This window comes from Lysinibacillus macroides (assembly GCF_001281525.1).
GTDB classification, from domain to species: Bacteria; Bacillota; Bacilli; order Bacillales_A; family Planococcaceae; genus Lysinibacillus; species Lysinibacillus macroides.
Genome location: NZ_LGCI01000010.1, coordinates 132,767 through 159,199 on the forward strand (window position 1 = coordinate 132,767; position 26,433 = coordinate 159,199).

28 protein-coding genes and 1 pseudogene are annotated in these 26,433 nt (G+C 39.5%); 9 read left to right on the forward strand and 20 right to left on the reverse strand.

From position 1 onward, the window contains the following. Window positions 1-41: 41 nt before the first annotated feature. Entirely contained in the window at window positions 42-1,811 is a 1,770-nt protein-coding gene (locus ADM90_RS15470; protein ID WP_053995850.1) for a glycerophosphoryl diester phosphodiesterase membrane domain-containing protein, read from the reverse strand. Between the two features lie 212 nt (window positions 1,812-2,023). Here ADM90_RS15470 and ADM90_RS15475 point away from each other — a divergent pair, with 212 nt between their 5' ends. After that, on the forward strand, window positions 2,024-2,233 hold the full coding sequence (locus ADM90_RS15475) for a hypothetical protein (RefSeq protein WP_053995851.1): 210 nt from the start codon (window positions 2,024-2,026) through the stop codon (window positions 2,231-2,233). A gap of 34 nt (window positions 2,234-2,267) precedes the next feature. On the opposite strand, the gene ADM90_RS15480 is transcribed toward ADM90_RS15475, so the two are convergent. From ADM90_RS15480 to ADM90_RS15535, 12 genes are all read right to left on the reverse strand, one after another. Continuing rightward, on the reverse strand, window positions 2,268-3,833 hold the full coding sequence (locus tag ADM90_RS15480; RefSeq protein WP_053995852.1) for an amidohydrolase: 1,566 nt from the start codon (window positions 3,831-3,833) through the stop codon (window positions 2,268-2,270). 18 nt (window positions 3,834-3,851) lie between these two features. Further along, window positions 3,852-4,403, reverse strand: coding sequence for a biotin transporter BioY (locus tag ADM90_RS15485; RefSeq protein WP_004229030.1), 552 nt, complete (start codon window positions 4,401-4,403; stop codon window positions 3,852-3,854). Window positions 4,404-4,544: 141 nt separating this feature from the next. Continuing rightward, a complete protein-coding gene (locus ADM90_RS15490; protein WP_053995853.1) occupies window positions 4,545-5,207 on the reverse strand; it encodes a TIGR04104 family putative zinc finger protein in 663 nt (220 codons plus the stop codon). Then, on the reverse strand, window positions 5,194-5,712 hold the full coding sequence (locus tag ADM90_RS15495; protein ID WP_004229035.1) for a sigma-70 family RNA polymerase sigma factor: 519 nt from the start codon (window positions 5,710-5,712) through the stop codon (window positions 5,194-5,196). Before ADM90_RS15495 ends, ADM90_RS15490 begins: the two co-directional genes overlap by 14 nt. A gap of 103 nt (window positions 5,713-5,815) precedes the next feature. Beyond that, window positions 5,816-6,571, reverse strand: a complete 756-nt coding sequence (locus tag ADM90_RS15500) for an ABC transporter ATP-binding protein (RefSeq protein WP_053995854.1) — start codon at window positions 6,569-6,571, stop codon at window positions 5,816-5,818. 5 nt (window positions 6,572-6,576) lie between these two features. Continuing rightward, entirely contained in the window at window positions 6,577-8,895 is a 2,319-nt protein-coding gene (locus ADM90_RS15505; RefSeq protein ID WP_053995855.1) for an ABC transporter permease, read from the reverse strand. A gap of 57 nt (window positions 8,896-8,952) precedes the next feature. Beyond that, on the reverse strand, window positions 8,953-9,603 hold the full coding sequence (locus tag ADM90_RS15510) for a TetR/AcrR family transcriptional regulator (protein ID WP_053995856.1): 651 nt from the start codon (window positions 9,601-9,603) through the stop codon (window positions 8,953-8,955). A gap of 122 nt (window positions 9,604-9,725) precedes the next feature. After that, window positions 9,726-9,947, reverse strand: coding sequence for a helix-turn-helix domain-containing protein (locus ADM90_RS15515; protein WP_053995857.1), 222 nt, complete (start codon window positions 9,945-9,947; stop codon window positions 9,726-9,728). Window positions 9,948-9,957: 10 nt separating this feature from the next. Next, on the reverse strand, window positions 9,958-10,428 hold the full coding sequence (locus tag ADM90_RS15520) for a DUF2975 domain-containing protein (protein WP_053995858.1): 471 nt from the start codon (window positions 10,426-10,428) through the stop codon (window positions 9,958-9,960). Window positions 10,429-10,631: 203 nt separating this feature from the next. Further along, window positions 10,632-12,080: a tetratricopeptide repeat-containing diguanylate cyclase gene (locus ADM90_RS15525; RefSeq protein WP_053995859.1), complete on the reverse strand. Its 1,449-nt coding sequence runs from the start codon at window positions 12,078-12,080 to the stop codon at window positions 10,632-10,634. 240 nt (window positions 12,081-12,320) lie between these two features. Further along, window positions 12,321-13,514, reverse strand: a complete 1,194-nt coding sequence (locus ADM90_RS15530) for a hypothetical protein (protein WP_053995860.1) — start codon at window positions 13,512-13,514, stop codon at window positions 12,321-12,323. Next, window positions 13,507-14,013, reverse strand: coding sequence for a sigma-70 family RNA polymerase sigma factor (locus tag ADM90_RS15535; RefSeq protein ID WP_053995861.1), 507 nt, complete (start codon window positions 14,011-14,013; stop codon window positions 13,507-13,509). The genes ADM90_RS15530 and ADM90_RS15535 overlap by 8 nt, the downstream gene beginning before the upstream one ends. 114 nt (window positions 14,014-14,127) lie before the next feature. Between ADM90_RS15535 and ADM90_RS15540 the strand changes: the two genes are divergently transcribed. The 3 genes from ADM90_RS15540 to ADM90_RS15550 are packed head-to-tail and all read left to right on the forward strand — an operon-like array spanning window position 14,128 to window position 15,250. After that, window positions 14,128-14,553, forward strand: coding sequence for a MerR family transcriptional regulator (locus tag ADM90_RS15540; protein WP_053995862.1), 426 nt, complete (start codon window positions 14,128-14,130; stop codon window positions 14,551-14,553). Continuing rightward, a complete protein-coding gene (locus ADM90_RS15545; RefSeq protein ID WP_235473604.1) occupies window positions 14,546-14,908 on the forward strand; it encodes a DUF4260 domain-containing protein in 363 nt (120 codons plus the stop codon). The genes ADM90_RS15540 and ADM90_RS15545 overlap by 8 nt, the downstream gene beginning before the upstream one ends. 12 nt (window positions 14,909-14,920) lie before the next feature. Next, a complete protein-coding gene (locus tag ADM90_RS15550; protein WP_053995863.1) occupies window positions 14,921-15,250 on the forward strand; it encodes a YrdB family protein in 330 nt (109 codons plus the stop codon). Window positions 15,251-15,297: 47 nt separating this feature from the next. Here ADM90_RS15550 and ADM90_RS15555 read toward each other — a convergent pair whose 3' ends face one another. From ADM90_RS15555 to ADM90_RS15570, 4 genes are all read right to left on the reverse strand, one after another. Further along, window positions 15,298-17,073 (reverse strand): cation:proton antiporter, encoded by a 1,776-nt coding sequence (locus ADM90_RS15555; RefSeq protein WP_053995864.1) that lies wholly within the window; start codon window positions 17,071-17,073, stop codon window positions 15,298-15,300. Window positions 17,074-17,313: 240 nt separating this feature from the next. Further along, window positions 17,314-17,484 carry a hypothetical protein gene (locus tag ADM90_RS24555; protein WP_161804083.1) on the reverse strand — a complete coding sequence of 57 codons (171 nt, stop codon included), beginning with the start codon at window positions 17,482-17,484 and terminating at the stop codon, window positions 17,314-17,316. 106 nt (window positions 17,485-17,590) lie between these two features. Continuing rightward, window positions 17,591-18,607 carry an inorganic phosphate transporter gene (locus ADM90_RS15565; RefSeq protein ID WP_053995866.1) on the reverse strand — a complete coding sequence of 339 codons (1,017 nt, stop codon included), beginning with the start codon at window positions 18,605-18,607 and terminating at the stop codon, window positions 17,591-17,593. 15 nt (window positions 18,608-18,622) lie between these two features. Further along, window positions 18,623-19,243: a DUF47 domain-containing protein gene (locus ADM90_RS15570; protein WP_053995867.1), complete on the reverse strand. Its 621-nt coding sequence runs from the start codon at window positions 19,241-19,243 to the stop codon at window positions 18,623-18,625. A 397-nt stretch (window positions 19,244-19,640) separates the two neighbouring features. On the opposite strand from ADM90_RS15570, the gene ADM90_RS15575 reads away from it, so the two are divergent. From ADM90_RS15575 to ADM90_RS15585, 3 genes are all read left to right on the forward strand, one after another. Beyond that, window positions 19,641-20,405, forward strand: a complete 765-nt coding sequence (locus ADM90_RS15575; RefSeq protein WP_053995868.1) for a sulfite exporter TauE/SafE family protein — start codon at window positions 19,641-19,643, stop codon at window positions 20,403-20,405. Window positions 20,406-20,506: 101 nt separating this feature from the next. Next, window positions 20,507-21,898 (forward strand): Na+/H+ antiporter NhaC, encoded by a 1,392-nt coding sequence (gene nhaC / locus ADM90_RS15580; protein WP_053995869.1) that lies wholly within the window; start codon window positions 20,507-20,509, stop codon window positions 21,896-21,898. Between the two features lie 77 nt (window positions 21,899-21,975). Further along, complete coding sequence (locus ADM90_RS15585; protein ID WP_053995870.1) at window positions 21,976-22,731, forward strand: class I SAM-dependent methyltransferase; 756 nt, start codon at window positions 21,976-21,978, stop codon at window positions 22,729-22,731. 34 nt (window positions 22,732-22,765) lie between these two features. Here the strand turns inward: ADM90_RS15585 and ADM90_RS15590 are convergent, their stop codons facing one another. Both ADM90_RS15590 and ADM90_RS15595 read right to left on the reverse strand, forming a co-directional pair. Continuing rightward, entirely contained in the window at window positions 22,766-23,500 is a 735-nt protein-coding gene (locus ADM90_RS15590) for an urease accessory protein UreH domain-containing protein (protein ID WP_053995871.1), read from the reverse strand. Further along, window positions 23,493-24,362, reverse strand: a complete 870-nt coding sequence (locus ADM90_RS15595; protein WP_053995872.1) for a LysR family transcriptional regulator — start codon at window positions 24,360-24,362, stop codon at window positions 23,493-23,495. The genes ADM90_RS15590 and ADM90_RS15595 overlap by 8 nt, the downstream gene beginning before the upstream one ends. A gap of 112 nt (window positions 24,363-24,474) precedes the next feature. Between ADM90_RS15595 and ADM90_RS15600 the strand changes: the two genes are divergently transcribed. Continuing rightward, on the forward strand, window positions 24,475-25,242 hold the full coding sequence (locus ADM90_RS15600; protein ID WP_053995873.1) for a sporulation protein: 768 nt from the start codon (window positions 24,475-24,477) through the stop codon (window positions 25,240-25,242). Window positions 25,243-25,561: 319 nt separating this feature from the next. Here the strand turns inward: ADM90_RS15600 and ADM90_RS15605 are convergent. After that, window positions 25,562-25,870: pseudogene (locus tag ADM90_RS15605) on the reverse strand (putative PEP-binding protein); the annotation flags it as partial. A gap of 114 nt (window positions 25,871-25,984) precedes the next feature. Here ADM90_RS15605 and ADM90_RS24560 point away from each other — a divergent pair. Further along, on the forward strand, window positions 25,985-26,433 hold a 449-nt coding region (locus ADM90_RS24560), incomplete at its 3' end, for a transposase (RefSeq protein ID WP_327037012.1).

Below are 26,433 nucleotides of genomic sequence, written 5' to 3' on the forward strand. Positions count from 1 at the left end.
CTTTTGGATATTCGCTTCTTCGCAATTTTATTCTCCCCTGATCAAAAGATAAATCTCAGACGATTCAGGATGCGCTGTAAGAAATACTGGTTTTCGCTTTGCTGGGTTCTTAGCTCACGGGCGACGTCGGGGTGGTCAGTGATGACGCCGCTGACATTTTTTTCGATAAAGGTTTGCAGGGAGCGGTCGTCATTGAGTGTCCAAACAAATAAATCGGTCGGATGTTGCTTCAATTCTTCGATAAGCTGCTCCGTTACCCAGGATTCCTCCAATGCGATAAAATCAACATTTTCCTCCATCGGTCCAATATTGAGTGCATAGACAATACCGACTCGCAAATTCGGCACCAATTTTTTTAATTGCGTCATTTTCTGTCCATCAGCGGATTGCACATAATAGGAATCTAGCACCTTGTATTTTCGTAGCTTCTCTACTAATTTAGGTAAAACATCTTCTGTTTCTTGACCATGCACCTTTAATTCGATTAGAAGCGCCACATCTAACGCTTTGGCAATTTCAATACAATCATCTAATGAAGCAATTTTATCGCTAAAGCCATTTTGATGAATGGTTAACGTTTTTAGTTCGCTCAGGGTCATATTCGCAATAACACCATTTTTACCTGCTAACCTTCGTAATGTTCGATCATGGAAGACGACGAATTCCCCATCCACCGTTTGTTGAATGTCGATTTCAATTAAATCTGCCCCCGCATTGGCTGCACTCACCAATCCACTAATTGTATTTTCTACATTGCCTGCTACATAGCCGCGGTGGGCAATAATTTTGGTATCTGGCGCATAGACACTTTTCTCTAATGAATTGATATTCATCATACTTAATACGAGAAACACAATGCCACTGATCAATAGTAATGGCTTATAGCGCCGCTTCCGATGTGTAGTCCCGCTCAATTTGCCTATAACTAGCGTATTATACGTGATGGCGACCATAACTTGTGAAAACATCGCCTGTAATAAACTAAATAGCACCACAAAGACCATTTCTAAAAAGGCTAGTGTCAGCCCAGCCGTAACCAAGGCTGCACTTGGCATTAAACGTTCAATTAGATAGAGCGGAAACGTAGCGACCACTGTGATACCAAGCATCATCAACAGATGACCTGTTAAAAGCATAGCTAGTAGCACGACTAGTTCAAATAAACCACGCTTGGAAAATCGCCAGCTTTGCTTAAAAGAACGCAAAATAGAGATGTTCGGCTGGATTGTAAAGATGGGTAACGTTAAGATGCTTCGAATACCTATCATCACGATGATGCTTGCCACCGCAGCATATGCTAGCCTACCCGCTCGACTACTCATGATTTCTTCAGTTAGAAAATGTGGTAGGGAGATGGATTGAGTCAATGTAAGGGGTAGCATAAAGGAAGCTAGTGGCATTAATAGTGCTAAATAGACGATGAGAAATAGAACTTGCACACTAAAAAAATAGACAACCTTGCGATTTAATTGTTGCCATAAAGGAAGAAATCGGTAGCGAAGTCCTCGTTGCTGATGAAAGGCCATGAGAAATAGAAAGCCCATCTCATAATATACAAATAATAAAAACAGCAAAATTAATAGACAAATCATTATCATCACAAAGGGATGCGTCATAAAGCTTTGCCAATTTTGCTCAGTAATATGTGTAAACCCTGTTACTCGTAGCATGAGCTTCAAAACGATAGAGGTTACAGGGATCATTAATAAAAACTGAAAGATTCTAATTAATGCGAAAACCTGTACATAATCGAATCGATAAACATAAATATTATGGACAGCCTGTCGCATTACTTGTCCTGCCTTGTGCACATACTCACCCCTATCATGCTGTTAAAATCGCTCACTACTAACGTATGTTTTGACTGCTATGACCCATTCCTCGAAGCCAATAAAATAGCACTCCTCTATACCAAAGTAGGCGTCAATTTTTGTATTAATCGTGACATTCACCATTTTTTTGAAACTTTTTAGCAGGCCACCCTGTATATAACTAGATACCCTTTAGAGAAAGGAGCGCAAACATGAATTTCACCCTTGGCGATATCATTAGTACAACCATTCTTTTATGTATATTCTTAGTTATCTTTTTTGTAATGATTCAGATGATTAAAAAAATGAAAACCACTCCCCCCGTGCCTCCTCCACCAACCATGCAACAGCAAGTAGAGGACTTAACAAAACGTGTGTCGACCTTAGAACAACAAGTAAAAAAATTAACTGACAAACAATAGTCCCATAAAAAAATCGCTGTGAAGGATAACCTTCTCAGCGATTTTCATATACTATCTGACCATTCACAACCGTGCATGCGACTTGAATGTGTGGAAGCTGCTCCATCTCTACCGTAAAAACGTCCTCTTGTAAAATCGTAAAGTCTGCTGCAAAGCCTTCTGCAATTTTGCCACGCATAAATTGCTGTCCAATTATTTCAGCCGCTCCTACTGTATACAAACGGACTGCCTCAAATCGGGAAATTTTCTCATGAGGGTTATAGCCATCATGTGTTTCCTCAAAATTTCTTCTAGTGACAGCCGCATAAATACCATGCAACGGGTTTGGCACTTCAATTGGCGCATCACTGCCGCCTGCGACAATCAGCCCTCTGTCAAGAAGCGATTTTAAAGGATGTAAGCCCTGTGCGCGCTCCTCTCCAAGTCTCGATAGCTCTGCTTGGTATTCTCCCTGTACAAACTGCGGCTGCATATCCACTGCCACTGGTAATGCAGCTAGCTTGGCTAATAGTTCCTCATCGACTAAGCTACAGTGAATTACGCGATCAAGCTGACCTTCCTGAGGAGGATATGTCGCAAAAACGTCTAAAATCGTGTCGATTGCTAAATCGCCAATGGCATGCACGGCAACGGTTTGTCCATATTGACGTGCCAGCTGAACATAGCTTGTTAATTGCTCAGTTGTATGAATAAGCATCCCTGTATTGTCCGAATCATCGCAGTAAGGCTGGCGTAGTGCAGCTGTGCGACCTCCAAAGGCTCCATCAATAAAAATTTTCATCGCACCAAACGCCAAAAATGGTGAGGAAGCTAAATCCATCTTCGCAACCTCTTCAAAGACTGTATGATGCTGTAATACATGCACCTTAAAGGATTGCTGTGCCTCTACTATTTTGCGATAAGCCTGAATCGGCTGGCTTGGCGGTCCATAATAGCTTAAATCCTCTGAATGTCCCCCTACTAAACCATAGGATTGCAATGAGGTCACCGCCTTTGTCAGTGCATCCTCAATATACGCAGGTGTAATATGCGGCATCTGATTAACAATTAAATACAAGGCAGCATCCTTTAGGATCCCTGTGAGCTGACCATCTACTTTGTCAATGACACCCCCCTCTGGCGAAGGGGTGGCATTTGTAATTCCTGCAAAAGCGAGTGCCTTGGAATTGGCTAGAATCAAATGATGACAGCTCCGTTTAATGATTAAATGAGCATCTCCAAGGGCATCTAGCTCCGCTAAGGTCGGGAAAATGGGCTCCTCAAATTGGTTTTCATTTAGTCCAATCGCAATGACCCATTCATGTGCTGCCGCCTCAACCATTCGCTCCTGAAGCTTCTCAAGTAGCGCCTCTTTACTAGTAATCGCCGATACATCAAGATGCTTGAGTTTTTCTCCGTAGCCAATAATATGTAAATGGCTGTCGACAAAGCCTGGATACATGATATTGCCCTCTAAATGTTGGATAGAAGCAGCTAGTGGCGACAAGCTCTCCACTGAGCCTGTCGCCACAATTTTTCCATCTTCAACAAGGACTGCATCCACTGTTTCACCAACCTGAGCCATCGTGTAAATCTTACCACCTGTCCATAATGTTGCCAAAACAATTCCTCCCATGTCCTATGCTATTGCTTCAATTAAGTGCGCTCTTTCTAAGCGACGACGAACAATGACACCAATCCATGCTGCAAGTACCGCTTTGACGATACCAACCACGATAAATGGTGCAACACCACCCATAAAGGCAGCTGTCCATGTATAATCTGCTACAATTTTTAACCACACTGTCCCAAACGCTAATGTAACAATCATCCCAATGATATTCGCAATAATAGCTTGAGTAAATGTAATACCAAATTTATCTAAGTATAAGCCCATAATAATGGCTGTGGCAAGGAAGCCTACAATATATCCACCTGTTGGACCAACTAAAATTCCTAGTCCACCTGACATACCGCTAAATACAGGTAAACCTGCTGCCCCTAGTAAAATATATAATAGAACAGATAACGTGCCTAATCTTGTCCCTAAAATCGTCACGATAATTCCAACCGCTAACGTTTGACCTGTAATCGGGATAAGTGGTAGTGGGATTGTTACCTGTGCTAAAACTGCGATTATTGCTGCCCCAAATGCTGCTAAGACGTATTGATATGTACTTCCTTTTTTCAATGTAAAAAGCCTCCCCTTGTGCGTTAACTAATAATAAAAATAAGTTAACACAAAGATAAAGCAAATGAAAACCATTGTCAATCTATTTTAGAATAAAAAAAGAAATTGCTAGTTTAGCCTAGCAACTTCCTGTCAAAATCATTACCATAAAGGTTCATTCATCGGGTCTTTTTCTTGTAGCTTAAACACATATGGCGCAATTTGATAATGGTAGAAGAACATGCCCACTAAAAAGAAAATGAGACCGATAACAAAATGTTGGAAAACATGCTGCAGCATAATCAACAAAGGTACTGGCATCGTCATCACACCACTGATTTGCATAGATTTTTTTGTGCGATATTGTTTTTGTCCACAATGAGGGCACACAATTTCACTATTTTTGCGATATAATTTACGTGCATCCTTCTCAGACCAACTCTCCCCACATTCAATACAAACAGGTAAACCATACCCCTTTTTCAATAGATAGCGTTTGACCATAAATGTAGCTCCTATAAAAATGCTCAGTAAGATAAAGCCTCTTACATAATCCGAATTAAAAAGTAACCACCAATGCCAAGTATCCGACTGTAGGCTAGCCGCCTGATGGCCTGAACTCTGTTGCCCCTTCTGTTGTGTCAAGATATAGCTAAAACCGATAACAAAAATAGTAAAGGTAGCGAACACGATACGATACGTCCATTGACCACCCGCTTTGCGTTGAACTTTTCGTCGTGCTTTTTCCGCAATTACTTGTTTGCGCTGCTGTGAGAGCTTGACATCTTGTAGCTCCTTTAATACATCCTCTTTAAATTGATTCATGGCGTAGCACCTCCCAATCAAAGTCACCCATTGCTGTTGCCAGCTGTTTACGAGCTCGCTGTAATCTTGTGCGAATCGTTGCTTCCGGACAGTGTACAAGCTGTGCAATTTCCACTGTCGACATCTCCTCAAAATAATACAAAATCAAGACCTCTCGATAGGCAACTGATAATGTAAACAATGCCTCTACCAGCTCTTTTTTTACAGTTTTCTCTAGCATCTCCTTTTCAGGTGTCATAGCCGTTGTGCGTCCTGTGATCTTTTCAAACAATGTCAGTCGTTTACTTTTCCAACTCCGTAAATAATCGTGACTTCGATTAACCGTCATTTTCACTAAATATGTACGCAAGGATGCTTCCTGACGAAACTGTCCCTGCTTTTGATAAAAGGCGATGAACACATCTTGCACGATGTCCTCCGCCGTTGCCTTATTTTTTACATAGAGATAGGCGACCTTTAGTAAGTAATCACCGTGCTCCTCGATTATCTGTTCAATAGCCATCATTGCCCTCACCTACTTTCTACACTACTGACGGTCACCATAACGAATGCGATTCATTTTATCAAAAAAAATCCGTAATTTTTAAATCATTACGGATTTCTTCAAGCTAAATACCTATTTTTTGCATCGTAGAGACAACTTTGACCATTCGATCGTCTAAATCAGCGCCTGTGAATCGAGGCAATCTCAGCTCATTCACGATAGCGCCATCAGACATAAAAAGGATACGCTCGGTTCTTGCGGCAATTTTTGGGTCATGTGTCACAAGCATAACCGTTGTGCCTTCCCTATTGATGGACGTTAATAAGTCCATGATTTCTTGTGCAGATGTAGAATTTAATGCGCCTGTGGGTTCGTCTCCAAAAATCACTTGTGGATTGCTGATCAAGGCGCGACAGATGCCTGCCCGTTGTAGCTGCCCACCAGACACCTGTGTAATATCTCGCTTTGCTAAGTCTGCAATCCCCATTTTGTTCATGATCTGTAGTGCTCTTTCTGTCAAGGCCCTGACATTTTTTCGCTCATCACGCATCGCAGGTAACAGAATATTATCAAGGATATTTAAGCTTTTTAGAAAGGTCGGCTGCTGAAAGACAAAGCCCATTTTCGTTCTACGCAAATCAGCCAGCTCTTTGTCACTTAATGTCGTTAAATCCATTCCATCAAAGATGACCTGACCTTGATCAATACTGTCCATCCCGCTAAGGGCATACAACAGTGTCGATTTACCACAGCCTGATGGACCCATGATGGAAATAAACTCCCCTTCATTGATGGCAACTGATACATCCAGTAAAACGGGATGCTGTTCTTTGCCTACCTGAAACGTCTTTGCTATTTGCTCACCACTTACGATATTCATAGGTTCTACTCCTTTATATGCTCAATAATTTTTACCTGCCCTGCCCTTGACGTACCAAATAGCGTAGCTAGCAGAACAACGCTTGTAAGCGCTAGCGGGCAAAAAACATACGCTGCTAGTGGATTAATCATAAAATCAAAGGAAGCCGCCCCGAATGAGGCAATGACCGTACTAGTTAAATATTCACCTAACGTGTTTGCGAGCAACGTCCCCATCGAGATAGCAAGCAGTAATACAAAAATCGAACGTGCCGCATATTGTGTAGCTATATCAACATTCGTGAATCCTAATGCCTTCATGATCGCGATGGGCGCTTGATCCTTCGCAATCAACATATTCATAAATAAGAATGTCACGAGCACACACAGCAATAAGGCAATGACGAGTGCTGCACGAGCTGCCTTTTCGATGGCATGAATCGTCGTACCAAAAGTTTGATAAATATAATCATCAATACCTGACACCTTGGCAAATGAGAAGGTTTTTGCATATTCCGCCCTTTTATCTGCAACAAGAGATGGATCTGCCATCGTACTATAGGCGACACTCCACATGCTATCCGTAGAATGGTCAGAGAAAGCTGCCTTCGCAGTCTTGCCGCCATTGGTAATATCTGAATAAATCCCGCTGACCCTCAAATTTTTCTTCTCTCCATTAATGACCACTGCTAAACTATCGCCAACCTTTTTTTGAAGCTCCCTCGCATTGAGTACCGAAAGCGCTACTTCATTAGGGGCAATTGGAGCCTCTCCATGTGCATATTCTAAGGGGAAGATCGTATGGTCACCCAGCTCTATTTTTAGGTTTTGCGCTGTTCCGTCCTCGGCAATCGTTGTGAACTTTTTCGTTGTCAAAACAGTGAAATTCTTGATGGCTGTGTCATGCTCAAGCGTATCGATCACCGCTGCCACCTGCTGTGCATTTTGCTTGCCTTGTGGGATATCGATTCGGATGTCACTATTCCCAATGCCCATATACGTAATAAAGCTTTTAGCCGCAATCGTGTTGTGTAGATTTTGAGGGACGATGATAATAAATGTTGCTAATAATAGCACGGCAAGCATTGTCGCATAAAGACTTTTTCGCGCGAGCACATCCTTTATGCCAAGAAAAAGATTAATCGGAAGCCTTTTATTGGAGCTGAGGTTCAAAAATTTTGCATGTTGCCCTTTTCCTTGCGTTGTACCGAAGCGAATAGCCTGTGTGGCTGATAGCTTGCGAAACTGTTTCAATACTGATTGTACATAGCCCATTATCACCATAAATACGAGCAGCAATCCGAGACCAGTGAACAGCCAAATTTGTGAGCCATTGTCCGTTTCTCCCATGAACAAGCGAATATTTTCTAATAGCATATCTCGAAGCAAGAAAGAGCAGGCAAAACCAAGCAGGCAGCCAATTACAGCGATCACGCCATACTTGGCTAGATACATTTTCTGAATATCCTCCACGCGTAAGCCAATCGCTTTCATCACACCGATTTCTCGAGCATCCTCTTCCATTTTAGTGAGCAAGGTAAAACGGATACACATAAAAGCAATAGCGACTACAAGGATGCTGATAAGTAGGATGACAGCAATCATGAGCCCATCCGATATGGCATTCAGCATTTGAAAAAGCTGGTACGTAATGGTCGGTCCGTTTGCTTCGAGCCCTGCCCCCATATAGGCTTCTTCAAAACTCTTTAAATCCGCCAAATTTTTTAAACGAAACTCGATTAAATATTCAACTGTGCCTGCTCCCTGGATGGCTGCATAATCTTGTTCACTGACAAGAAAGCGTTTGGAGGAAGCCAGCATAGAATTCATCTGTGAATCCCTTAGAAACCCAGCTATTGTAAAGGTTTGATCATGAACCATCACGGTATCACCCAAGTCGGCAATGCCGTCCTTCCAATAGCTTACAGGTACATAAATGTCACCATTGGACACTTCAATCACGTTTCCATCAAGGTCCAGTAAATAATCAAATTGCTCACTTTGTGTGCTAAAACCATTGTCCTGCACACTATGTGCCAATGTGGTACCCGCAATATGGATCTTCGAGCCCTCCACATTTAGAAATTCATTCATTTGATATTCATCTACATATTTATTTTGCTCTGCAAATTCAGTAAGCCGCACTTGATCGATTTTCCCTGCATGCATCTGAAGAAAATGAGACGTTTCTGCTTGCTTCATCAGCGTATCAATCGCACTTGTCAAATGGACGATCAGTACTGCTGATAATGTGACAAGCAAAGCCGCTGCCGCCACAAATAATGTTGTCATACCTGTAATTAGCTTGCTATTTGCCATATCATTGCACACAATTTTCCAATACATAGGTCACCTCTTTGTAAGTTGTTAACCGTCATCAAACCTCACAAGAACTAAAAAAACTTAGTTCGTACGGTCTTCTCCTTTATTTCCAAACATTTGCATCATATACAATAAGCTACCACTTTCCACCCCTAACATTCGTTCAATATTAAAAATCAATGCTGGAATACGGGTAGCTCGTTCCTCATCTGTCATCAAGACTAAATCATCATCGAAGACTGTATTGGTATATGCAATAATCATTTCCATACACTCATAGGGATAAGGCGTTTGGTAAATACCTTGCTCAATGCCCTCTCGAATAATGGCAGTAAGGATTGGTGGTACTTGATTGATGACCACTTGCTGTATTTTACGGTGCATCAAGGCATTTTGCGGCCTATGAACATGCTCCATCATTTCCTGTCCACCCTGTTCATTTTGCATATTCAATGCCATGACAACGCGCAGTATACGCTCATTTACAGCTATATTTGTATCTGCTGCAACGGTTTTTGCCTTTGCGAGCATTTTACTTGTATAACGCTCAATCAGTGCATCCATAATATCTTCCTTGGATTTAAAATGATAATAAAGGGTGCCTCGAGCAATACCTACTTTTTCCAAAATATTACTTGTGCTAGTACCGTCAAACCCCTTCTGCGTAAATAATTCATCCGCTGCATCTAATATTTCATTTCTGCGCTCTTCTGCTTTTTTTATTTCTCTCATTCATAAAACAACTCCTTATAATCGACCGACTACCTGTCTATTAATTATGCTTTTATCTTAGCATAGGTCTGCTTAGGATGGCAATCATTTCTACAAAAAAAGAATCTGCTTTATGCAGATCCTTACTTTTGTGTAGTCTCGTTCTTTTGATATTCCAAAATATCGCCAGGCTGACACTCTAATGCCTCGCAAATAGCCTCTAATGTCGAAAAACGAACAGCTTTAGCCTTACCATTTTTTAAAATTGAAAGGTTTGCCATTGTAATTCCTACTTTTTCTGAAAGCTCTGTAACACTCATTTTCCGTTTCGCCAGCATAACATCAATATTAATAATTATTGCCATAGTAGTCACCTCAAACTGTTAAATCATTTTCTGATTTGATAGCAATGGCATTTTTCAAAAGCTTTTGAAGCACAGCCGCAAATACTGCTATTACAAAGGAAGCAAAAATAATAACCATACCAATAATAATTAGTCCAGGTGCATCATCGACTTCGGCAACGTAGTAAATCAGCGGCATACCTATCACATACAAACTACTAATAACAATTGCACAATATTTGATATTTATTAACGCGTTCACAGATCGTTCCGAAAAAGCAATGTTTTGATCAATATAGCTTAATAGCTTGAAAGCCATATATAGGGCTACAAAAAAAGCAATTGCTGCTCCATAGATGACCACTAAAGCAAATAAAGTTGTTTTTGGAAAATGCTGAATTGCTTCCTTGGCAATCCAAGGGACCCCTAGCAGACATAAGGCAAGAATGGGTAGCCCCATCAGCACAACAGCAGTCTTTAAGAACAGTGTTTGTCGTTTCATATAACACACCTCATTGATTTATTGTCCAATTGACTTTATCATATAATTTATCGTTTTTCAATAAATTTTTATTGATTATTCAGCTTTCCATCCTTCTTTTAAGCAAGATAAACTGTTTATGAATGGATGAAAAACGATCATTATCATCAATTGCTTACAAGGTTTAAACAAGGCATTTCATATGAGTAGTGCCTTTTTTTATTTTAAATACCATTTCCCATATTACAATCGTGGTTATAGTGTGTAATTTGGTTACGCCCATTTCGTTTAGACGTATAGAGCGCTTCATCAGCATATCGAATCAGTTCCTCCACTTGTACAATCTTCCCATTGTTATTGGTACTAACACCGATACTAAATGCCAATTGAACAACTTCCTCCTGGACAGTCAATGATAACGAGGATAACGCTTGATAAAGGTTAGCAGCCATAGTTTGAATCGTTGCTCCATCCTTTACCTGGCTAAGCACAATAAATTCATCCCCACCAAAACGGGCAACAATGGATGGCACAGGCTGAAAAAAGTCCTTTAGGGTTTTAGCGGTAATCGTTAAAGCATCGTCGCCAAACAGATGGCCGTTCGTATCATTAATTTCCTTAAAATGGTCTAAATCTACCATTATTAAGGCTAATGGCTGACTGCTTTTCGCTGCTGTTTCCACCATTTTTTCCGCGTGTTCATCAAAATAACGACGATTATAAATATTCGTTAACGGATCCATATACGCATTTTTTTCAAATTGCTTTTTATGATCTTTGTATTCCATTTCAAACAATACATGTGAATAGTTCTCCTGCTGCATTTCTAACAAAATATGAATATATTCTTTTTGTATTGCGCATAAAACCACTTTATTCCCTTGTTTCTCAATTAGCTTTACTAAGGAATTATAAATCATTTGAAGCATCGCTAAATCATTATTTTGTAAAGCATAATGCTTTGTTTTTTGATATAAATCAATCGCTTCATTGACACGGCCTTGCCTTTCACATAACAAAGCATAGGCATAAAATACCTCTAGTTGCACTTTTGAATAAGGTGGCTGGTCAATCGTTGCTAATAGCTCCTTTAATATCGTATTCGCCTTCGAAAATTCCTTTAGCTCAATATGCGCAACAGCTAAATTTGTTTTAGGATGAATAATGCCTGTATACGGCTTTTTATGCTTTACGTCAAAGGCATTGGCATAGTAAAGGCTTTTAAAGGCAAATTCCTTCGCTTTCTGATAATTCCCCATTGAAATTTCTAAATCACTAAGATTATTATAAAGTTTGCCTAAGCTTTCTACATGCTGAATATTTTCAGCAATTTTTAACCCCTTTAACATAAGCTCTTCCGATTTCTTTAAATGACCAAATGTTCCCCAATAAATAGAAGCAATATTGTAATATTGAATCACATCAATCTCGCTGCCATATTGAAAAGTTAGCTCACGATATTGTTCAAGCACATTAATAGAAAGCTGTAAATCACCTGTTTGAAAATAACTGGCACAGCTATAGTTCAATAACAGGATTGCCTTGTCATACATACCAAGCTTAATAGCACTTTCGATTGCGGCACTACTGATTTCTATATATTCTAAAAAGCGATTCGCATTATATAATTCATTAAGCGTAATCCAAAGTTCTTCAAATTCTTGTGTGTTCATACCGCCCCTCCTTCTCTTCATCCTTACTTCTTTAATACTACCTGCACCAAAAAAATATTACAATTCTTTGGACTTATTTATTTTCCAAAATTTAAGTAATTAATCCTATTCATAAAAAGTATTAAATGGGAGGATCTACAATTTAATTATATTATCTCCTTTAAGTTTCTTTAAAATGGTACATATAGAAGAGCAAAAAAACAAGTCTCTTGTATAAGACTTGTTTTAAAAAATAGTAGCTTAGGCTTCTTTTATTCCTAAAAGGGTCTTTAGTTGTGTTGATTTCTCCCCCCTTAATTGAATCTCCCCACTTCCTACCTTTTGGAGATACAATAATCCACCATAGCCTTTCCAAATTTCAATGCGCATACCTTCTAGTATAAAGGAATAGTCAGGAGGTCTGCCGATATGCTCTGTAGGTTGCCAATCCATTCCCTGCAAAATTTGTGCTATCTCCTGTTCATTTTGTACCTCAAGCTGCTTTGTCACATTTGCATCTAAAACTTCCATACTATCTAATAAGCCATATTTGGCCACAACTCCATCGCTTTCCATGATATGTGTTCCGATTGAATGCAATGTAATATAATCACCTTTTGCTATAGAAAAATCACTTAACACAGGATACCAATTAGCCTCTTTATATTGTTGCATAACTTCTTTCTTCGATAGCCGGGCAATATCCGTAGGAATTACGCCTTCTACAAATAAAAACGTATTCTCTTCTACTTGAGCAACTGTTCCTACTTTGCTGGAACCGTGTAAGCCCATAGCCATTTCAATATCATTTGCCTCTTGAAATTTAGTTGCCTGCTCTGCAAATTGTGCTTGAAAATAATGACTTGCCTCAATATCCGCTACCTCTTGAAAAGGGCGGAATGTTGGATATTTTTCCTTATACAGGGCATACAGCTTTGTCCTCACCACATACATTGGCAATAATGGCTCAAGATAGGTTTCCACATATTGCGCTGGCTTTAACCCTTGGAACAGCGCAGCAAAGTCAGGTACTTGCTGAAGCATTTTTAATTCCTCGAGATGTTTTTTTCTCTCTGCCTCTAGGTCTGCCTTCGTATAATGGAGACCTAATGACTTTCCAAAATAGTAAGAGGCTACAAGCTTCTCATAGCTACGATAAGCTTCATTTTTATAAAATGCCTCGTCTTGTCGGGGCCACATTGTATGGCTTATCTTTTCAAAATGCTCAAGCTGTGTTTCATGAAACAGCGCAGTTCCCTGTTCAGTATCCTTTGTGACAAGCTGCACAAGCATAAATCCTACTAGACAGATTGTTAAAATAGCTGTTAAGAGAGAAAAACGTATCGGCTTTTTGCCTCTGCCTTGTCGATGCTGGCGTATTCGCTTCTTCACACGCTCCTTGCTTGCTGTCATATCCCCTGCAACCTTTTCTAATTCCTTTTGCACATTATTCATGTCGTAGCACCTCCCACTCCTCCTGCTTTAAATAAGGCTTTAACGCTTCTCTTGCTCGCCTCAGCCTTGTTTTGACCGTATTTTCTGCAATTCCTAGCAACTGGGCAATTTCATGAATCTTCATTTCTTCATAATAATAAAGAATGATAGGCTCTCGGTAGAGCAGGGATAACTGTAAAATAGCGGCTCCAATTTGAGAGCGTTCCTCAGCAGCAATAAGCTCATCATGCTGTTTCTTTCCCTGCACAGGAAATAGTTTTTCTTGGAATAATAATTTTTTATAATGCCAGCTTTTTAAATAATCCTTGCTTTGATTAATGGTGAGTGTTGATAAATAAGCACGTAGCTGTCCTCGTTCGTCATAATCACGCTGCGAAAATTTAATCAAAACCTCCTGTACAATATCCTCTGCTGCATGACGGTTTTTCACATAAAAATAGGCGAGACGTAATAAATGCTCTGTATGTTCATCCATTATTTTTTCAAGTATGGCGTCCACCTCCCCCTCTTACACTATAAACGATTGCCAATAGCCGACCGTTTCATCTTCTTGCAAATACTTCTTGACATTGGAGTCCACTCCAATGTTAGGATCAATGTAGGAGGTGCCTGTATGAGAATTAAACAATTTGCCGATAAGTTTTCTGTCACAACCGATACCATTCGTTACTATGAAAAGGAGGGGCTATTGTATCCAGTGAAACAAGACAATGGCTATCGTGTTTTTAATGCTAGCTGCGAGCATACCATGAAATTAATTATCGTACTACGACAGCTTGGCTTTACCCTACAAGAAATAAAGCAATTACTGACACTCGATCAAAAGCCCATCTCAGCAGCCTGTAATAAAGAAACAATGCAGCTTTTTTCTACAAAAATTGCCTATATCGAACAGCAACTGCATTTTTATCAACATGCATTGCAATCCTTACAGCTTACACAAACATATATGGCAGATGGGCAGTATGCAGAGAATCAGGTAAAAATCGCTGGATTAATAGAGGGGATGTATCAAAATTTACAGAAAGGGCGTGACTAAGCTGAAACTCAGCAAGATCATTGCTTTCGAATATCTTATTGCCTTTACTCTCACAGCCTTTTTTTATGGACGCTTGGATTTTTCATGGCTTTCTTTTATAATGTTTATCTTGCTGCCTGATATTTCAATGCTCGGCTATTTATGGAATACAAAAATAGGCGCTCTTTTCTATAATATAGGGCATAGCTATGTGTTCCCTGCTCTCCTTATGATGATTGCTTTTATGACTTCTACCACAATATTTCTGATAGCAGCTTTGATTTGGCTAGCACATATTTTCTTAGATCGCGCACTTGGCTATGGTTTAAAATATGATGAAGGTTTTAAGAAAACGCATTTACAGCGAATTATGTAATAGGAGGTAGTCGTGACTATCCATTTAGCTCTACGTTTTTTATTAGAAATTGGCGTTCTATTAGTGGTTGGCTATTGGGGCGTATATACAGGTAAAAATCTGGTTTTTCAATTTTTACTTGGTATTGGACTACCATTACTGATCATAGGAATATGGAGTATTTTTGGGTCACCTAAAGCCATGATGCCTTTAAATCCCTTTATGCATGGTCTCCTAGAAATCGCACTATTTACATTGGCTGTACTTGCTTTGTATAACACAGACAAAACTTCATTGGCTATTACTTTTGCGCTAATCGTCATTTTCAATCAAATGCTATCCTTCCTATTGAAGGTCGGCTAAAAAACCAGTCACCCTAAACGGTTAGCTCCCGAATAGAGTGGCTGGTTTTAGCCAATTAAACTAATAATGGTATGCGGTTCCTGTTTTATATCGTCATATTTATTGACCATATCTAACACAATATCTCCATCCTGTGTAATGGCATATACCGGGATTGCATAAGGATTTTGTTCTAAATAATCCTTCCACGTAAATACTTCTGTAATTTTCGTCTGACGCAGCTGCGCACCTTGCTCTACCAGCTCATTTAATTGATGAATATCATGCTGTGCATCCACAAGAAGCTGTCCCCCATACTTCCGTGAGTAATTTTTAGGATCTGTAGAGTGTAAAGCCGTTTGATAAATATTAAGACGTCCTAATTCAGGAACAAAGTCCGCACAAACTAGAACATTATAGGCATCCTGCTTTGTCGCCACAATAAGCTGATCATAAGGGGTTAAATCAACATAAAACTCCGTATGCTCACTTAATATATCGCCCGTTTCCGTTATAATGTCATTTTGCCGCGCTAGTGTTAAATCTTCCCATGAACGATCCATCAATAACACATCAATGCCATTATTTTTAAGGGATATAGCTAATTGCGTGGTAAATGGGGAAGCTCCTACAATGATAATGCCTGTACCAGAAGAGGCTTGCAAATTTAGCTTCTTTGCTAGCCAGCCAATACTAAAGCCATGGGCAACAACCGTGGCAAATACAAGTGCCAGTGTTAAAGCTGTGAGTAATTGCGCACTTTGAAAGCCTACCTCTTGAAGTGCTGTCGCAAAGTAACCAGAAACTGTTAATGCTACAATTCCTCTTGGGGCAATCCAGCCTATCAGTGCCCGCTCCTCCAGGGTTAAGCCTGTATTAATCGTGGCAATCCAAATGGATAAAGGACGAACAACAAACATCATTGCTAGTACAAAGAGTAGCATACGCCAATCAATAATTTGCCATAAAATATCAATCGTTAGTGAGGATGTGAGCATAATAAAAACACTTGAAATTAAAATAACAGAAATATTTTCTTTAAAATGCAGTAATTCATGATGACTCGTTAAATGCATATTTGCCATTACCAGCCCCATCACAGTCACAGCTAGCAAGCCTGTCTCATGCATAATCGCATCACTTATCGCAAACACCAGTAAAATCATTGCCAGCAGTAAAGGCGATTTTAAAAACTCTGGAATCAAGCTTCGCTCCAAGCATTGCCCCATTATAAAGCCTATAAGCCCACCTAAAAGAGCCGCTAAAAAAGCAGAAACAAAGAAAACCGTTAAGGAGGTACCACCCTCTAATTGATAAATGCCTAACACAACTTGATAAGCAAATAAAGCTAGCAAAGCGCCAAATGGATCAACCACAATGCCTTCCCATTTGAGAATCGCCGCTGGTCGCTCCTTGAGTTTTGCCTGTCTCAGTAACGGTAAAATCACCGTTGGACCTGTCACAATAAATAAGCCACCAATAACAAAGGATACAGGCCATGATAAACCGGCTATAAAATGAGCTGCCACAGAACCTGTTAGCCAAGCAATAGCTGCTCCCACTGTGGAAATGCGTAAAATAGATTTCCGGAACCCTCGGATTTCACGAAAATCGAGGCTTAAGCTTCCTTCAAATAAAATAACAGCTACAGCCAGAGAAATAAGTGTTTGAAACATCGGTCCAAATGTTTCTTTCGGGGACACTAATCCTGTAAAAGGACCAATCAATAAACCAGCTATACTCATAATAACAATCGCTGGCATCCGAAAACGCCACGCAAGCCATTGGGAAAATAAACCGATAAAAATAATAAACGGTAACTGAAATAATAGATTATCGAGCATATGTATCACCTACTTACATTGACTAAGAATATATACCTTTTCCTGTTTTTTATTCAGGATAAACCTATTATGTGCAATTTTTACTTTAATTATCATGTAGGCACCAGTATTATCTCATCATTATCATAAAAGCAATTGATTGATAAAGCGCAGGCACAAGGAAAACAGCGGTTAAGCATAGGACGGCCGCCCGCTTTCATATACTGAAAAAGGTTAACGTAAAATAAAAACAGACGACCATTAATAAAGCGACCACAACCTGCAACAGCCCTGGTGGCGTTCTATCGCCATTTTTGCGATTCTATCCACTGCTTTGCTAGCTCTATCCTTCACTTTTGCGATTCTCTCCACAGCATTCTCTCCTTGCCAAGATTCTCGTATTCTATCCTCTGCTTTCCTCGTTCTCTCCATCACTCTTCCCATCCTATCTGCCACTTTTGCGGTTCTATCCGCCCTATCTTCACCTGCGCTAAGAGCCTCCACCAAAAAAAAACGCACAATAAGCTGTGCGTTCCTTTTAAAAGAATAGACTTAAAATATAGTAAATTAATGCTGCCATTACAGCAGAGATTGGCATCGTGATGACCCAGGTTGTGACGATTTTGCGTGCCATTCCCCATTTAACACCTTTTACACGGTGTGCTGTTCCTACACCCATGATGGATGAAGAAATAACATGTGTTGTGGATACAGGTAAATGGATTAATGTCGCACCAAAGATGATGGAAGCAGAAGCTAAATCTGCCGCTACGCCATTCACTGGGCGGATTTTCATGATTTTACCGCCAACGGTTTTGATAATTTTATAACCTCCGACTGATGTACCAAGACCCATCGCAGCCGCTGCTGCAAAACGTACCCAGAAAGGAATATCATCCCCTTGATGTAAACCACCTGCAATTAACGCGAGAGTAATAATCCCCATCGCCTTTTGCGCATCATTTGTACCGTGTGTAAATGATTGTAAGGCAGCAGTTCCAATTTGCATTGTACGAAAGCCCTTGTTTGTGCGATATAAATTCATATCTTTAAAGATTGTTTTCAATATCGTCATCATCAGAAAACCAGCTGCAAAGGCTAGTAATGGTGAAAAAATAAGTGCTTGAATAATTTTAATAAACCCTTCATAGTTCAAAATATTAAAGCCTGCTGCGGCAATGGCTGCACCTGCAACAGAGCCAATTAATGTATGGGAAGAACTCGACGGAATCCCGAAATACCATGTTAATAAATTCCATGTGATGGCAGATAATAAGGCAGCTAAAATAACAACAGAACCTGTAATATCGCCCTCATAGGCATTTAACGTAAATGGGTCTACAATATCTTTTGTTAAAGCTTTTGCTACCCCCACAAATGTAATCGCTCCAACGAAGTTCATCACCGCAGCCATATAAACAGCTGTACGAGGTTTTAAAGCACGAGTTGATACAGATGTGGCAATGGCATTTGCGGTATCATGGAAGCCGTTAATAAAGTCAAATACAAGTGCAAATATAACGACTAGTATGGTGATTAATAAGATTGTATCCATTTCGTACACTCCATCTTACGCATTTCGCATAATTATTGTTTCAATTGTGTTTGCGACTGTTTGACAGCTGTCCGCAATATCCTCAAATTGTTCATAAATATCTTTGAAAACAATGATACGCATGGGATCTTTTTCTTGGATAAATAGCTGCTTCATAGAGGAGCGGAAAATTTCATCACATTCACGCTCATTATCCTTAATTTGAATCGCATGTTTACGCATATCTACAAGCTTTTTACTATTTAATAGCTCCATCGCTTGTACCATTTCATCTGTGCTCTTTGCAATATATGTGAGGAATTGACGCATTGGTTCTGTTACTTCAGTTAAGTTGTACATATCGAAGTGCGCAATACAGCCTTCCATTCCATCAATTACATCGTCTAATTTATTGGCTAAAGCTAAGATGTCCTCACGCTCGATTGGTGTCATAAAAGATTTATTTAACATGACAATCAGCTCATGAATTAGTTTATCGCCACTTGTTTCATATTGCTTCATTGTCCCAGCGATTTCTTTTAACGCATCTATATCTTCAATGCGGGCATTATGGGCATAATAAATACCCTCATTCACATTTTTAGCGATTTTTAATAATGATTGAAAAAATGGATCTTGCTTATTTGAGTTGAACATTCTGTTCGGTTCCTCCCGTTAATTAAAATTGTCGATTGCTGACATCATCATAACAAAACATTTACACAATTCTACAAAGTTTTAAACATAAAGCGGTTGAATTTACAAAAATGTAATATAAATTTCGTCACATTTATTTTTATGATGTTTTCTAAGTTGTAATCATTGGAAATCAACTATCAAAAAATCACTGTTTTTCTTTAAATATGACTGTTTTTTCTTTTATTTTCACAAAAACACTTGAAAAAAACTTTTTTTCTTTCGATCACTTTTATATATAAAATGTTAAGGAATTGTAAACGACATTTACACAAAAATAGCAATGTTCCATTGTTATTTTTTATCATTCACAGTACGCTTATAAGAAAAATTACTGAGAAAGATGTGAACTATACATATGGATATCGACTTCCTTTCCCTCGCTTTATTATTACTAGTCAGTTTTATCGCATCCTTTTTGAATGCCATTGTTGGGGGCGGAGGGCTTATCTCCCTGCCTGCATTATTGGCTATTGGCCTACCACCAAGTACAGCGATTGCCACAAACAAGCTGGCAAATACCATTAGTAATGGCACAAGTATGCTGACCTTTTTACGTGCAGGAAAAGTGGATTTTAAAAAAATCGGTAAAATCCTTCCTTTTATTTTTCTAGGCTCCTTGCTTGGTGCATATACTGTCCATCTTGTATCCCCTGCTATTTTAAAGCCGCTTATGCTTGTTATGCTCGTCCTTGTGACAGCTTATACAATATGGAAAAAGGATTGGGGACAGCAACCTCAACAACGTGTGCTTCATACAGCAAAAAAAATAGCGTATATGGGGGCATTTGCAGCGATTGGCTTTTACGATGGTTTTTTTGGACCAGGAACAGGCTCGTTTTTTATTTTTCTGTTGCTTATGATGGGACACGATTTTTTACAGGCTGCGGGCAATGCTAAAGCGTTTAATTTTACTTCGAATTTAGCTGCCCTTATGATGTTTTTATATTTAGGGGAAGTTAATTTTTTATATGGCTTCTCAATGGGCTTTGTCATGATTTTTGGAGCAATTTTAGGCTCGAAATTTGCATTAAAGGGCGGCACAAAAATGATGCGTGTTATTTTCATTATGATGACATGTATACTCATTGTAAAAAATGCTTGGGATTATTTTTCGCATTGATTATATCAATTTTCTGTCAATTGACAAAATATATGCTTGTGCTATAATTCTTTTTGGCTTCAACGCGTTGAAGTGAAGAAGTGTTTAGTAGGAGGACTTATATGTTTCGTATTAAAGCAAAAAGCAATCCTCGATTTATAGAGGCAGGCTTTATGATAATATTGTGTATTACTATTTTGGCTTTCAGCATTGGCTATTTACAAGCAACACCACATATCCCTATTTTTCTTGTTATTGTCCTGTTGCTCACATATGGTTTACTGAAAAAAGTACCCTTTCGTGACCTTGAAGAGGGAATGATTGCTGGAGCAAGTGCTGGGCTCGGCGCTGTCTTTATTTTTTTCTTTATTGGTCTATTAATTTCAAGCTGGATCATGAGTGGAACAATTCCAACTCTCATTTATTATGGTTTTTTAACGATTTCACCAAGCTTCTTCTTTGCCATTGTTTTTTTAATTTGTAGTATTGTCGGTATGGCAGTTGGTAGCTCTTTAACAACGGTGGCAACAGTTGGGGTGGCATTTATAGGGATTGCGGAGGCGATGGATATATCGCTAGCCATAACTGCAGGCGCAATTGTGTCTGGTGCCTTCTTTGGCGATAAAATGTCCCCCCTATCCGATACAACCAATCTTGCTTCAGGTACAGTTGGGGTAGACTTATTTGAGCATATTAAAAATATGGGCTGGACAACCATTCCTGCCTTTCTGATTTCCTTTGTGCTTTATGTAATGTTGTCTCCAACAACAGCCACTACATCCTTTGATACAGTGGAGCAATTAAAAGAAGGCTTACTCACTACAGGAATGATTCATTGGTATACATTATTGCCAATTGCTGTCCTTATTTTGATGACTTTTTATAAAGCACCTGCCATTCTCACACTCGCTGTTGTGACTTTACTCGGTGTAGGTCTTGGCTCTATCATTAATCCGCTACCCATTGCGGATGTCTTTCATATTCTTTTTGATGGCTATGTGTCGCAAACGAATTATCCAGAAGTCGATGCGTTGTTAACACGAGGAGGAATGAATAGTATGCTTGGTACAATTGCGCTTGTGTTACTTGCTTTAACAATGGGTGGGCTATTATTTACACTTGGGATTATTCAAAGTATTTTAGCAAGAGTGGAAAGCTTATTTAAAAGCACTGGCTCTGTGATTACAGGAGCGGCGATTACAGGCATTGGTGTGAATACATTAATCGGTGAGCAATATTTATCGATTTTATTAACAGGCGAGGCCTTTAAAGCACAGTTTGCGAAGGTTGGGCTTGCGCCGAAAAATCTTTCTCGCGTGATGGAGGATGCAGGTACAGTCGTTAACCCTCTTGTACCTTGGAGTGTTTGCGGTATGTTTATCGCCAGTGTCCTTGATATTTCCACCTTGGCTTATTTACCATTTACCTTCTTTTGTTTATTAGGACCGATTTTAACCGTCATTTTTGGTTGGAGTGGCAAAACATTAACGAAATTACCGTCTAATTCCAATTAGGCATCAAAGCCTAGCGTTTTTGGCATTTCTGTTGTTGCTTTTTCTTTGCTATGCTCAAACAAAGGAGATGAAAGAATATGACAACACAATGGAATGCACAGTTATACGATCACAAGCACGACTTTGTTTCAAAATTTGGTGAAAGCTTAATTGATGTACTAGCGCCTCAAAAACATGAAAGTATTTTAGATGTGGGCTGTGGTACAGGTGATTTAGCCTATGAGATTTCAACCTTTGGTACTACTGTCATAGGGGTGGATGCCTCTGCTGAAATGATTGCTGCGGCACAGCAAAAATACCCTGCCATTGCCTTTCAAACAATGGATGCAACAGCTATGCCCTTTACACAAGCCTTTGATGCAGTCTTCTCTAATGCTGCCCTTCATTGGATGAAAGAACCTGAGAGGGTGATTGGTAATATTTACAAGTCACTAAAGGAGAATGGGCGTTTTATTGCTGATATGGGTGGACAAGGTAATATTGCCTCGATTGTTTGGGCTTTACAAACAAGTATGGAAGCCTTGAATTTCCCTTATCATGAGCAATATTTCCCATGGTATTTTCCAAGTCTCGAGGACTATCAATTGAAATTAGAAAATGCGGGATTTAAAGTGGAGAGGATCACACTCTATCAACGCCCTACACCGCTTCAAGGAGATGATGGTCTACACAACTGGTTAGTGATGTTTAGCCATAATATACTACAACATCTATCAGAGGCAGAGAAAGAGCAGGTTTATACCAAATGTGAGGAATTATTGAAGCCAACCCTCTTTCAGCAAGGACAGTGGATTGCTGATTACTATCGTCTGCGTTTTATTGCCTATAAATAGAGAGAAAGGTTACTAGAGCAATCTAGTAGCCTTTTTATATACGCCAGTAAGTAATGGTGTCTGTTATACCAATAAAAATTAATAGTAGCCCTGCAACTATTTGTATCACTCTCCCCACTTTCATACTTGCACGCAGTACTAAACGCTTTGCATCCAATAAATAGATGAGTAGCAGCATTACTAGTAATGGCATTGAGGTAGCAATCCCAAAAATACTCGGTAATAGCAGTCCATAGGAAGCGCTTGCCACAAGCGGCATTAGCCAAGCAAAAAATAGCACAAACATCGTTGGACAAAAGGCAATGGAAAAGCTAGCCCCCATTAAAAAGGAGCCTACCTTGCCCTCTTTTACGACAGAAGGAAAAAGCGCTGATAGACGTTGTAAAAAATTTAATTGAAATAAACCAAGTAACACAAGCCCCGTTACAACCATTAGAGGTCCAAGGGCTTTGCGAAACATTGGAAAATAGAGTGTCATCTTTGTTTCAAATGACTGTCCAAAAAGCCAAGCCAAAAGACCAAGCCCACTAAAAACAACGACTTTGCCAAGTATAAAACATAAAATTTCCTGCCAATTGCCCTTCATTTGCAATGTTCGATTGCCATAAAAGGTGATCGCACTTATATTTCCTGTTAGCTGACACGGAGCTAATGCCCCAAGCAAACCGAGTAGCACCGCCATTACCAACGCCGAGTGCTGATAATGCTGCAAAAAATGAGTAAGAGGCTCACTTATCCATTGACTGATTGTTGATAATATACTATACATCTCCATTCACCTCATAAACAGCATTGCAAACCTTTAAAAATGCATCAAAATCCACAGATGTATATTTCGTTAACGCATATGTATTAGACTTAATATGAGCAAATTCCGCCACTGCGTAACGATGCAAAAGATGCTGCTGATAATCTGCCTCAATTACACTTTTTGGCAAAAAGGCAATCCCTAGCCCATGCTTAACAAAGTTTTTAATCACCTCTGTTTGATTAATATGCATCGTTTGATAGCTTGTGAATTGCTGTAGCACCTGCTGAACCTCCTGCCAATAAGGAGCATATTCATGTGTTAACAGTGTTTCTTGCTGGAGTAATGCCATGGCATCCAGCTCTTTTTTAGCAATAGGGGCAATTAATTGCAACGGCTCCTGCGCTAAAATAACCGTATGCAACTCACGCGTAGACGTTAATTTTGATAAACCAATATCTACTGCTCCCGTGTACACGGCTTCTCCGATTTCATTAGATTTTAGCAGTTCAATCACCACTTGAATTGTTGGTTTCCTGTGCTGAAACTCTTTGATAATAGTAGGTAGGGTGGAATTGGCAATTTGTGGCGCAACGCCGATGGTTAGCTTCGATGTATAGCCCTGCAAAAAAGACTCCATATTTTGTAATCCTTCATCTAAGGTAGCAAGCATCTTTTGTGTCTGCTGATAAAAATAAGCACCTGAGCGATTTAATACAACCTGCTTCCCTTGCCTGTCAAACAATGCTGTTTGCAACGCCCTTTCTAAATGCTGGATATGCTTTGTTACCGTTGATTGTGTGATAAATCGTTTTTCAGCCGTCTCGCGAAAATTTTCAGTTTGAGCAGCAACCATAAATGTACGCAACCATTCTGTCTCCATTCATCTACCTCTTTCATTTTTCCCCTAGTATAGCGAAAAATTTGCTGCACTTGAAACCTTTTTTCTAAATAAGCGTATGTATAGCTAACAATATCAGTAGGAGGAATGAAAGATGTCTTTTTTTCAGAAAGCTTTAGCAAGTATTGGAATAGGTTCAGCAACCGTGGATACAAGGTTAGACAAGGATACTTATCGTGCTGGAGAGGTTATGCGAGGGGAAATCATTGTGCGGGGTGGTCAAGTCGAGCAACAAGTAGATACCATTTATCTATCAGTTAATACAACGTATATTCGCGAATCGAATGATCACAAACATACAGAGGTTGCCGCACTACAAAAAGTGAAAGTAACAGAGCCTTTCACACTGGTGGTTGGTGAAGAAAAGATATTTCCCATTTCATTAACACTGCCATTTGAAACGCCGATTAGTGCTGGTAAAACACAGGTCTGGATTCAAACGGGTCTTGATATTAAAAATGCTGTGGACCCAGGTGATAAGGATTATATTCGTGTCGAACCCACTGCACTTGCAGGACACATATTAGATGCTATTGGTGGATTAGGTTTTCGTTTACGTGAAGCTGAATGTGAACAAGCCCCTTCACGCTTCCGTGGCTACTACCCATTTGTGCAGGAATTTGAATTTGTGCCTACAGGTCAATATAGAAAGCATTTAGATGAGCTGGAGATTGTTTTCTTATCACAATCCAATCATTCCGCAGAAATTTTAATGCAAATTGATCGTAAAGCAAGAGGAATTGGTAGCTTCTTTGCTGAGGCATTAGATATGGATGAAAGCTATGTTCGAACAACGATAACGACGCACGACCTACCAACACTGCAGGCTAAGCTTCAGCAAATCATTTCGAAACATATATAACTTACTAAAAAGTAGTTGAAGCTTATGTTCAACTACTTTTTTTACAATTATTCCTAAATAATAGAGTGTGATTAAAAAGCCTAACCTTCATCTATTTTAGGAGTACAATCGAAAAGCTGAATGTACTTCCTCATGAATGCGTTTTTGTAGAGGATCATCAAAGGTGCTCAACATGGGCATTTGGGAATGAGATGGACAATGGAATCCTGTTGAAGTGAATACCATCGTGGAGAATTTATTAGAATTACCTGCTATCCACACTTTAAGCTAAAAACCCATCTACCATAACTGTTTGTTGGTAGATGGGCTTTGGTCTAGCTTATTTCATAGCTTGCTTTACTTTTTCTAACACTTCCTCAGCTGTCGCTAACTGTAAAGCCTCAGTTGCTAAAGTCTGCATCTCTGGAACAGATAATTGCTTTAGCAAGGCGCGGGTTTTTAAAATAGATGTGGCACTCATGGAGAACTCATCTAAGCCTAAGCCTAGCAATAGTGGAACAGCATGTTCATCGCCAGCCATTTCTCCACACATTCCTACCCATTTCTTTTCTTGATGGGCAGCTTTAATGACCATTTGAATTAAACGTAATATGGCTGGGTTATATGGTTGATATAAATGAGTTAATTTCATAATTCTAATCCCTTTAATATCAAGGGCTAAAATTAAATAAAAATGAGGCACCTCCCCAAATTCGGTATAATGGTAGCGACTAAACAACCCACCGAAAAGGAATGATGCCTCATGACTATTGTAAAACAAATGAGCCTATTTGACATCCGTGAATTATTGAAAATGGAAAGTTCTCGTCGTTTTGATGCTATTTTAGCCACTTTCGATGTGCAGCCAATCTTTCAACTATTTCGAAAGAAGACGATGCGTGGTGCTCCACGAGAATTAAACTACGGTGCGATGATTCAATCATTGATGATCCGCATTGTCGAGCGTATCCCTACCGTTAAAGATTTGGTCAATCGATTAACGCATGATTTCGTCTTTCGCTTAGATTGTGGCTTTTTAGTTTCGGACACGGTGCCATCTGAAGCCTCGTATTCACGTATGGTCGACGTGATTAGTCAATCAGATGTCTTAGATCGCATGCACGATGAACTTATTCAAGCTGCCTTTACAGAAGGTTTTCTTGAAGAGGAACACCTTAGTTTTGATGCAACACATTTTGAAGCGAGAGATGC